At 54.6% G+C, this 10,340-nt stretch carries 8 protein-coding genes; 4 read left to right on the forward strand and 4 right to left on the reverse strand.

Translation table 11 applies throughout. From position 1 onward, the window contains the following. From HN413_01470 to HN413_01480, 3 genes are all read left to right on the forward strand, one after another. On the forward strand, positions 1 to 2,956 hold a 2,956-nt coding region (locus tag HN413_01470), incomplete at its 5' end, for a hypothetical protein (protein ID MBT3389060.1). Between the two features lie 7 nt (positions 2,957 to 2,963). Next, positions 2,964 to 3,530 (forward strand): hypothetical protein, encoded by a 567-nt coding sequence (locus HN413_01475; GenBank protein MBT3389061.1) that lies wholly within the window; start codon positions 2,964 to 2,966, stop codon positions 3,528 to 3,530. Positions 3,531 to 3,570: 40 nt separating this feature from the next. Further along, positions 3,571 to 4,458, forward strand: a complete 888-nt coding sequence (locus HN413_01480) for an alpha/beta hydrolase (protein MBT3389062.1) — start codon at positions 3,571 to 3,573, stop codon at positions 4,456 to 4,458. Between the two features lie 93 nt (positions 4,459 to 4,551). Here HN413_01480 and lpdA read toward each other — a convergent pair whose 3' ends face one another. The 3 genes from lpdA to HN413_01495 are packed head-to-tail and all read right to left on the reverse strand — an operon-like array spanning position 4,552 to position 9,630. Then, positions 4,552 to 5,952 (reverse strand): dihydrolipoyl dehydrogenase, encoded by a 1,401-nt coding sequence (gene lpdA, locus HN413_01485; GenBank protein MBT3389063.1) that lies wholly within the window; start codon positions 5,950 to 5,952, stop codon positions 4,552 to 4,554. Positions 5,953 to 5,977: 25 nt separating this feature from the next. After that, positions 5,978 to 7,207, reverse strand: a complete 1,230-nt coding sequence (locus HN413_01490; protein ID MBT3389064.1) for a 2-oxo acid dehydrogenase subunit E2 — start codon at positions 7,205 to 7,207, stop codon at positions 5,978 to 5,980. 11 nt (positions 7,208 to 7,218) lie between these two features. Further along, complete coding sequence (locus HN413_01495) at positions 7,219 to 9,630, reverse strand: transketolase (protein ID MBT3389065.1); 2,412 nt, start codon at positions 9,628 to 9,630, stop codon at positions 7,219 to 7,221. A 151-nt stretch (positions 9,631 to 9,781) separates the two neighbouring features. Here HN413_01495 and HN413_01500 point away from each other — a divergent pair, with 151 nt between their 5' ends. Then, positions 9,782 to 9,952: a hypothetical protein gene (locus HN413_01500; GenBank protein MBT3389066.1), complete on the forward strand. Its 171-nt coding sequence runs from the start codon at positions 9,782 to 9,784 to the stop codon at positions 9,950 to 9,952. Here the strand turns inward: HN413_01500 and HN413_01505 are convergent. Then, positions 9,949 to 10,340 (reverse strand): WYL domain-containing protein (locus HN413_01505; GenBank protein MBT3389067.1); only part of this gene is annotated, 392 nt, incomplete at its 5' end. The genes HN413_01500 and HN413_01505 overlap by 4 nt on opposite strands.

Genomic DNA, 10,340 nt, shown 5'->3' on the forward strand with positions numbered 1-10,340 from the left:
GTTGATTGTATCGGTATTGAGTCAGGGCAGCGGGCGTTCGGCGGCATTGGCGGCGTTGATGGCAATTGGGTTGGTGCTGGCTGAGCGCGGCCTGCAGCATGTACGCACGGATGCGCGTTTGGCGCGCCGTTGGCGTGTTTTGGTGCGATTGGCTTGGCGTTTGTATCGCCATCCGTTGTTGGTCGGGGGTTGGGCGATTTCGGCAGGGACGATTGGTTTGGCGCTGGTGCGCAATTTGGTGATTTTGGAGAGCGGACGCATCCAGCAAATTTGGGCTGTGGTTGCTTTGTTGCTGATTGCGGCGCTGTACGCTGGGGCGGCGTATTTATTCCGCCAAAGGCGCTTTGTGTGGCTGGCGGCGCTGCTGGTCTTCGCCCCGTGGACGATTTTGACTCATCTGGGCTGGTTTACGCCATACCGCCTGCGCGTGGCCGGTTTCGCGGTCAGTTGGCTGGCGCTGGCATGGCTGCTTTATGGCGTCAGCCGGATGGTGCAACGCGCAGCAGGGCGAGCTTTTGCTTTGCCAATTAAAGTCATCACCCATCTATTGGTGAGTTTTGCGCTCTTGTGGGCCAGTACCGATGCGGAAGCCAGCCGTTATACCTTTGGGTTGGCGCTGGGTCTGTATGTGCTGGCCGCCTGGGTGCAGCATCGTGAAACCCAGCGGCTAGCTGGAGAAATTTCTTCTTTTGGAGCTTTACGGGCGAGCAAATATCTTTACCCGGCGGCTGGGCTGTTCCCAATTTGGAGTATGTATCTATTGGGTTGGCTGCCCGGCGCACAGGTGGAGCATTACGGCTTGCTGCTGTTGATGCTGACTCCACTGGGCTTGTTAGCGGGCCGGTGGCTCAGGAAAGCCGCGCCGCGCCCTGAACTCCGTCTGGCATATGCCTTGCCCGCGTATCTGATGGCCTATTCTGCGCTATTTGTGGGCACCCTGCTGATTTTGATTGCCGAGCAGCCCGCCCTGCTGGCAATGGCGCTGCTTTATGATGCCTTGCTGATGTTGATTTCGACCCTGCTCTTTCGGCATCCGGCCTGGCTGGTTCCAGCCCTGGGGTTGGCTCCGTTGGCGTTGGTGCTGGCATTGGATGTGGCCGGAGTTCCTGCAAATCGACAGGGCTGGTGGCTGATTGGGCTTGGCGCGGCTTTTCTGTTGGAGGCCTGGTTGTTGCGCCGGGTAGACTTGCGCCGCTACAGCATCGCTCCGCTTTTGGGGGCGCTGGCGCTGGCGGCGTTGGGCTTGTTGCCTTCCAGCCAGGATCAAATTGGCGCACTATGGGGATATAGTGGCGCAGCCCTGATTTATACAGTTGCCGCGTTTTGGCTGAGGCGTTCCATTTTGCTGACGCCCGCCGCGGCCTTCGTGATAGTGCCATACGTGATCGCCATACAACGCTCAGGTTTGACCGACGATTATTTTGGGTTGGCCCTGCTTCCCGGGGCATTGCTGGCAATTGTGCTGGGCTGGCTGCTGGAGCGCCGGTACGGTGTCTGGGACGATTTTCCCTGGTCGAAGTTGCCGGAATGGCCGGGAGCTTTGCTGAAGCGTTGGTGGGGCTGGTGGGGCTTGCCACTCTATGCGCTGGGATTTGGTCTGGCTTCGTTTAGTCCCTTTTTTACCAATGAGCGTTCAGATGTGGCTGCGCTGAATCTGGTATTGCTGGCGGGGTTTTACGCCTGGGGGATTTATCGCTTTCGGTTACGGAGTTGGTTGGTCATTACTATTCTGGCCGTTCATCTGGCCGCGGTAGCGGGTCTGGACGCGCTGGGCTGGTGGAATTATCCCGATTGGGCCTGGCTGTTGTTTACTCCCGTGCCGGTCGTCATGGCTGGCCTGGGATTGTGGCTCGAACGCCGTCTGGCGGAGGGCACGCCTTTTGCAGTGACGCGATTCTTGCGCGGATGGTCGCGTCCCCTGTATTTAGTTGTGATGTTGGATTTCATCATTGCCCAGGCTTCCACCTCGTGGGAAACACCAGCCAGCGCATGGGTGACTGTCATCCATGCCGTGCTAATGTTGCTGCTGGCTTCAGCTTGGCTGGCTCCGGCATTTTTGTATCTCAGCGCCGGGCTGGGCGCACTAGCATTATTCCAGTGGGTTGAGCTTCTTGGCGCCCCTGCTGAAGCCCTGTCCGTATATTTTTCTTATCTGGCATTGGGTTACGGGCTGGTTGGCTACGGCGTGCAGTTGTATCAGAATGCCCGCAATCTTCCTGTTTGGCTGGCAAGCTGGGCGCGCCCTTTGCAGCGTTCTGGTTTATCGCTTTCGTTTGGGGTGTTGTTCTTTACAATTGTCCTCGGCTTTGACCTGGCAACCTGGACCGCGCGTGCCATCTTCGGTATGCCTTTCCGTGAGATTGTGGCTATCTCTACCGTGCAGATGACGGTGAGCGTATTCTCACTGCTGGGGCTGCTCTATCTTAGTGATGCGCTGGTGTATCGCCGCATCCGTCAGAGTTACGTCGCCGTAGGGATGCTGTTGGTAGGGTGGTTGCTATTTGCCTTCTTTACCCAGGCCTGGGATGGGCTGCGGCAGGTACAATGGTATGCTATTCCCACTGGGCTGTATCTGCTGGGGGTTTCTGCGCTGGAATGGTTTACCGGCAGCAAACGTCTGGCACGCGGCCTGGATTATGCCGCCCTGTTTTTGATGCTTGGCTCGTTGTTTTGGCAGACTCTGGTTTTGGGCTGGCAATTTGCCTTATTATTAGGCGCAGCTGGCCTGGGAATTTTCCTAATGGGCAGCGCCCGCCGTTTGCGGCGCTTCTTTTACGCCGGAATTCTGGCCGTGGTGTTGGCGACGCTGGGGCAACTGATCAATGCTCTGCAGGCCGTAAATCAATGGGTTTCCTTTGGGATCATCGGCTTATTGCTGGTCGGCGCGGCGATCCTTGTGGAGCGCAACCTCGATGACATCAAAGAATGGCAAGAATCGATCGAAGACTGGGAATAGGCCACCGATGAAATTGACTAAATCTCTTCGTGTTTTTGTGGTGCGACGAATAAATATTTGGATTGCAGGGGGATTAATTGCGGCGAATCTATTCACCTGGACGAATTTGCTGCTACAGGCCCCGGAACCGCATATTGTAGACGCCGTACGCGATCCGGAAGTGGTTGCCCTGTTGGACTATATCCACTCCGGGGAGCATTCTGGCGAAAACTGGCAAGTCACCCTCACCGAGCTAGAAGCCGAACAGACCATCACCTGGTATTTGCGGCAATATCCCCAAATTCCTTTTGCGCATCCTAAGATCGAAATTACGCCCGATTATATCTCCGGGGAAGGGGATATCACACTCTCCGGGTTGCGCATCCATGTTGGCGGCAAGGCGCGCATCGCCCTCGTGGATGGCTTGCCCGTGGTGGAAATCATCGATTTAAGTTTGCCGCTCCCTCAATCATTGCGCATAGCCATTGAACGTGAAATCCAGACCCAACTACAGCGCGCAGAACTATTGCCCGTGCGATTCGCGTCCGCCGAGTGGGGGGATGGCGTTGTCGTTGTGCGCGGGGTGATACGGTAGCAGTACTAAGGCATTCGTCAGCTAGTAAATCAGAATGAATATGAAGAAATCAAAATATTGGCGCAATTTGCTTGGGTTTAGCGTGGGCATGTTGGCGCTCGGTGTTTTTTACATAATTTTGCGAATTAGCTTTGATGGCGCGCAAAACTATGCTCATCCGGCGCGTTCCCAGCAGGCGCCAGAAGATAACCCCGCGCAGCATGGTGTAGCCTATCAGAATATCGAATTATTCACTTCCGACGGAATATGGCTTAGCGCCTGGTATACGTCGCCTGAGAACGGCGCGCTAATCTTGGTGGCGCATGGTTATGGCGTTTCCCGCTCGGCGGAAATCCATGCCCTTTTTGCCCGCAATGGTTACGGTGTTCTCTCATGGGATGCGCGCGCTCACGGTGAAAGTGGAGGCGATCTATGTACATGGGGTGTTGATGAAGTGCAGGATGTGGTTGCGGCGCTGGCCTTTGCTCTCAAACAGACCGAAGTTGAGCACGTGGGTGCGTATGGTCAATCGATGGGGGCGGTTGTGCTTATCCTGGCTGCGGCAGAATTTCCCCAAATTGAAGCCCTGATTGCCGATAGTGCCTTCCCGGCCATCGAAGAGATGCTGGAACGGCTTGTGTATGTGCCGGTGCTGCGCCCGTTTGTGCGCTTCTTCGCTCAATTGGAGACTGGCCTGGCCGCGGATGAACTTCGTCCTCTGGATGTGGTAGGGACGATCAGCCCGCGCCCGGTGTTGTTCATTCAGGGTGAAGCGGATGCTACCATCCCGGCAGATTCTGTTGTCCGGCTCTACATGGCCTCGGGCGAACCGCGCGCTTTATGGACAGAGCCAGGGGTAGGCCATGTTGGCATGTACGATGCATTCCCTTATGAATTCGAGCGTAGGGTGATTGCCTTCTTTGATCAATATCTCTTGGGGAGAAAATAGTTCGTTCAAGCCTAGTGCAAAATAAAAACGCAGATACACAATTTGGTGAATTCATTTGTGCATCTACGTTTTTTATAAAAATTAACGACAGCACTAAATATGGATAGCGTGCCCTTCGATGCCGTGCGCTGCTTCCATGAGTGTTTCACTCAGCGTAGGATGGGCGTGTACATTGCGGGCAATTTCTGCCGCGGTGAGTTCCATCATTTGTGCGATAGTCAACTCGGGGAGCAATTCTGTGACTTCTGGGCCAATCATGTGCGCGCCCAAAATTTCGCCGTATTTGGCATCGCTGATGATCTTAACCCAGCCCGTGGATTCGTTCAGCCCCAGGGCTTTGCCATTGGCCTGGAAGGGAAAACGCCCGACCTTTATCTCGTGGCCGCGCTCAATCGCCTGCGCTTCAGTGATCCCAAAGGAAGCTACCTGTGGATGGCAGTAGGTGGCCCGCGGCATCATTTCGTAATCCAGGGTGTGCGTTTCCAAACCGGCGATCTGCTCGGCGCAGATCATGCCCTGAGCTGAGCCAACATGTGCCAGCATCAACTTTGCAGTTACATCACCAATCGCCCAGATGCCGGATACGTTGGTCGCCATACGTTCGTCAATCTCAATCGCGCCATGCTCGCTGATCTTCACGCCAACATCTTCCAGGCCGATGCCCTGGGTGTTGGGTTTGAAACCGATGGCCATTAGCGCCTGCTCGGCTTCAATGACCTGCTCGCCCGCCTCGCTGCTGACGGTTACTTTTACGCCCTTTTCTGTCGTCTCAATTTTCTCGACTTTTGTGCTGACCAATGTGTTGATCTTCTCTTTCTTGAAGGCTTTTGCCAACTCTATGCTGACCTCTTCATCCTCCGATGGAACGATGCGCGGCAGCATCTCGACGATGGTCACATCTACGCCATAAGCATTCCACACCGTGGCAAATTCCACACCAATCGCGCCAGACCCGACAATCACCACCGAGGCGGGCAGCTTTTCTTGTAAAATAGCCTCACGATAGGTAACCACTTTCTCGCCATCGACTTCCACGCCGGGGATGATAAAGGGGCTTGCGCCGGTTGCAACGATGACATTTTTGGTTTTGAGGTCCTGGGCGTTGCCATCGTCGTTTGTAACGCTGACGGTGTTCGTTGCGGTGAGTTTGGCTGTGCCCATGTGGACGTCAACATTATTCTTCTTCATCAGGAAGCCCACGCCCTTGGTCAGGCGCCCCGATACCTGGCGGCTGCGCTTGACAGCTTTGGGGAAATCCAGTTCCAGATTGTCAAAAGAGAAACCAAAAGTACGCCCCCCGGTACGCAGTAGTTGCGCCACCTCGGCGTTTTTCAATAGCGACTTTGACGGGATACAACCTATATTCAGGCATACGCCGCCCAGCCATTCTTTTTCAACGATGGCAGTTTTTAACCCCAGTTGTGAAGCGCGGATGGCGGCTACATAACCTCCCGGCCCCGCGCCGATTACGATAACATCATAATTTTCGGTCATTGATTATTCTCCGTTATGGTTTCCGTCAATAATTTTCCAGCGATTCTACCACCTTCGCCAGAAAATGATCGGCGCTGGCTCCATCCAGGATGCGGTGATCGAAGGTCAGGGTCAGGTAGGCCATCGGGCGAATGGCAATCGTATCATCGCCAAATTCATCCGTTAGCACCACCACGCGCTTCTGGAGCTTGCCCACGCCCAAGATTGCACATTGTGGCTGGTTGATGACTGGCATGGCGAATAGGGAACCGCTGACGCCGTGATTGGTGATTGTGAATGTGCCCCCCTGAACTTCAGCGGGTTGCAGTTTTTTCTCTCGCGCCCGTGTTGCCAGATCGGTGACGGCGCGTGCCAGCCCCAGCAGCGAAAGCTCGGCAGCATTGTGAATTACCGGCACAATTAGCCCTTCATCCCCCAGGTCTGTCGCCATACCGATGTTAATCTGGCGGTGTAGCACCAGTCCGTCTTCGCTCCACGACGAATTTACCAGCGGATACGCTTTTAGCGCGGTTACAGTCGCGGCAATAAAATAGGCTGTAAATGTGAGCCGAACATTATCTTGCGCATAGCCATTTAAGTTTATTTTTCTATGTTTTACAACTCGGCTCAAATCAACTTCCATCACTGTTGTCACATGCGGCGAAGTATGCTTGCTCGCCACCATATGTTCGGCAATTCGCCGCCGCATCAGCGTGTGGGGGATGAAGTTTTCCGGGCTTTCTGTAACACGTTTTGGTTCCGCTGGCTTATCGCTTGCGACCCATGCCAGTACATCTTTTTTTGTGATACGCCCGTTCCGCCCGCTACCTTTAATTTGGGATAAATCGAGTTGATGCTCGGCAGCGATGCGCGCCACAACGGGGGAGATAAAACCCAGAGCTTGATTCCGTCCGGTGGGCAGGCTTGCGGCACGCGGCTCGGGTATGGCAGCCAACCCCGGTGCGGATTCTGCCACTGCGGGTTGCGTCTGAGACTCCACTTCGGGGGCAGAATCATCATCCGGTATGGATTCGCCAGATTGGCCGATCCAGGCTAATAAGGTATCTACGCCCATAATCTGTCCCACTTCAGGGGCGACAATCTTGAGCACGGTACCGTTGATCGGGCTGGGAATTTCTGTGGTCACTTTGTCCGTCTCAACCACCAACAAACCTTCAAATTCTTCTACCGAATCGCCTTCGGCTTTCAGCCAATTGACGATGGTGACTTCTTCTACTCCCTCACCGAGCAGTGGGACAGTTATTTTTACAGGCATAATTCCTCCGTTTACCGATAAAGATCAGGGTACGCGTCGGGTTCAACTTCATTGAAGATCGCATACACGGCATCAAAAATATCTTCCGCATTGGGCTTGGAGAAGTAATCGCCGTCGGAGCCGTAGGCCGGGCGATGGGCCTTGGCGCTGAGGGTGCGCGGCGGCGAATCGAGCCAGTAGTAGCCACCTTGTTTCTCGATGACTTCTTGCAGCATATAGGCCGTAGCGCCGCCTGGGACATCTTCATCGACAAAGATGACGCGGCTGGTTTTCTTGAGTGATTCAAGAATAATACCAGGGCGGTCAAACGGAAGCAGCGATTGCACGTCGATGATTTCGGTTTCGATGCCAATTTGAGCAAGCTGGCCTGCAGCTTCCAGCGCAATGCGACACAGCGCGCCATACGTCACCAGGGTAATATCGTCGCCGGGGCGGAGCACTTCTGGCACACCCAGCGGAAGCATCATTTCGGCAATATTGTCGGGCAGGCGCTCCTTCAGCCGATAGCCATTAAGTACTTCGATCATCAGAGCAGGTTCGTCGGCGGCCAGCAGCGTATTATAAAATCCGGCGGCCTGCACGGCATTGCGCGGCACCAACACATACATGCCGCGTACTAAACTAATGATCCCCGCCAGAGGTGACCCGGAATGCCAGATGCCTTCCAGCCGGTGGCCGCGCGTGCGGATGATGACCGGAGCTTTTTGGCCGCCTTTGGTGCGCCAGAGCAGCGTTGCCAGATCGTCCGACATAAGTTGCAAGGCGTAGAGCAAATAGTCGAGATATTGAATTTCGGCAATCGGGCGCAGGCCGCGCATCGCCATACCGATAGCCTGCCCTAAAATGGTCACTTCGCGGATGCCTGTATCCATCACGCGTGTGGTGCCATATTTTTTCTGCATATCATGCAAACCCTGGTTGACATCCCCAAGCTGACCAACATCTTCACCAAAGAAAATCAGCCGCGGCTCGCGCGTCAGGGCGGCGTCGAAGCAAGCGTTGAAAATATCGAAGGCACGCACCGTTGGTGATTTTTGGGTGAATTGAGGGCTGACTGGCTCTATGGACAGAGCGGTTTCGGTATGTAGATGCGAACTGAAACGATCGGCGTTGATGGCGTCCTGCGCGTGTTTCCAGGCCAGTAATTGTTGACGCGCCGGAGTGTTTTGTTGGCGCGTTTCGAGCAGGGCGGCGTGCAGGGCGGTGTAGGCATCGCGGCGAATGGGCGTGCTCAACTTCGCAAGTCCGGTACGAATTTCGGTCAGGCGCGTAGATTTGGGATAGGCCAGGATGATCTCGTCTAGCAGAGATAGCACTTGGTCGCGCTCAGCCTGCATCGGGCTGGTGAATGCCACCCAGGCAGCCTTGCGGTGATTCTCTACTTCGCGCCGGTCTTCTTTTTCGAAGGCCTTAAGGTCAGTTTCCGTGGCGATGTCATTATCAAGAATCCACTGGCGCATTTTGACAATGCAATCAAACTCGCCTTCCCAACGCAAGCGCTCAGGAGATTTATAGCGCTCGTGGCTGCCCGAGGTGGAATGCCCCTGGGGTTGAGTCACTTCGGTCACATGTACCAACGCCGGGATGTGGTGCTGGCGAGCAGTCTCAGCGGCGGCCTGGTACACACCCAGCAGAGCGGAATAATCCCAGGCGCGCACAGTGTACAGGTCGTAGCCGCGGTCATGGTGGGTTGCGTTGCCAGGGTCGCGCTGAAAGCCGCTCAGAATGGCGCCAATACTTTCTTTGACCATCTGGAATTGATTGGGCACCGAAATGCCATAGCCATCATCGTAAATCGAGATGATGGCTGGCGCGCCCAACACACCGATGGCGTTAACCGACTCCCAGAACATGCCCTCGGCCGTGGAGGCGTTGCCGATGCTGCCCCAGGCAATTTCATTTCCATTATCGGAGAATTCGCGAAAAGGTTTGAGGTCGTCCAGATCGCGGTACAGGCGTGAGGCAAATGCTAACCCCACCAGGCGCGGCATCTGTGAACCGGTTGGGGAAACATCGGCGGAGATATTGTACATTTCGGTCTGGGTTTTCCATGAACCATCGGAATTCAGATAGCGGCTGGCAAAATGAGCGTTCATGGCCCGGCCAGCCGAAGCCGGATCAGCTTCAACATTGGCGTGGGCGTAGAGTTGAGCGAAAAACTCCGGGAAGGTGTGCGCCCCGAGCGCAAAAAGCCAGGTTTGGTCGCGATAATAGCCTGAGCGCCAGTCTCCCTTTTGGAAAACGCGGGCGATTGCCAGTTGGGCAACTTCCTTCCCCGCGCCAAATATTCCGAATTTTGCTTTGCCGGTGAGTACTTCCCGGCGGCCAATGATGCTAGCCTGACGACTCTTGTAGGCTAGACGATAGTCTGCAATGATATCTTCGGTGGAGAGGGGTAAATGGCGTGTTTTTTGTTTTGACATAAGTAGTTAGCTTTTGTGACAAGATTACTCCGAATATTATAGTCGATGAAACCATATCTTTGTATTCTACGTATAAGTGATGTATGTAACTTTTTGCGAGAGAGCGAATCGCTATAATATAATTGGCTAATTACAGAAAAAGGAGCATCTGATGACTGACGAAAAACCCACGAAATCCGAAGAAATGTCGTGCGCAACCTGCTCAATGCGGCTGAAAGCCGAAGCGAAGCCAAAGTCGTTTATGGCGCGTTTGTGGAAATGGCATACGGGCTGGTGCCCCGGCTGGAAGGCCTATCAAGCCGCATTAGCTGAACAAGGTTAGCCAGCGTAACGCGCACGGATTTGTTCAGCGAAATCGATCAACGAAAAACGCAGCGCGATGGGTTCAAGCACCTCGATCGCGCTGCCGTGTTTAAGTAAATTATTACGCGCATCTTCCAGGGATTCAAAGGGCAGCGTCAGGGTTATCCAGCCATCGCTATCTGGTTGCTGGATATTTTCGATCTCAGCTTGAATCACTTTGCCGAATTGTCCTGGCAGCGCCGAAAGCAACTCCGCCGAGATACGCACCCTGACCGGATACTGAGGCTTTTCACGTTCGTATTCGCTGCTCCAATATTCCCAATAGGCGCTCAAATTGAAATCGGGGGATCTCTCGAAATGCTCATCCAGTAGCTGCGCAGCCTGGATCCAGGCGACTCGCACAACTA

It is taken from the genome of Chloroflexota bacterium, assembly GCA_018648225.1.
Classification (GTDB): Bacteria; Chloroflexota; Anaerolineae; order Anaerolineales; family UBA11858; genus NIOZ-UU35.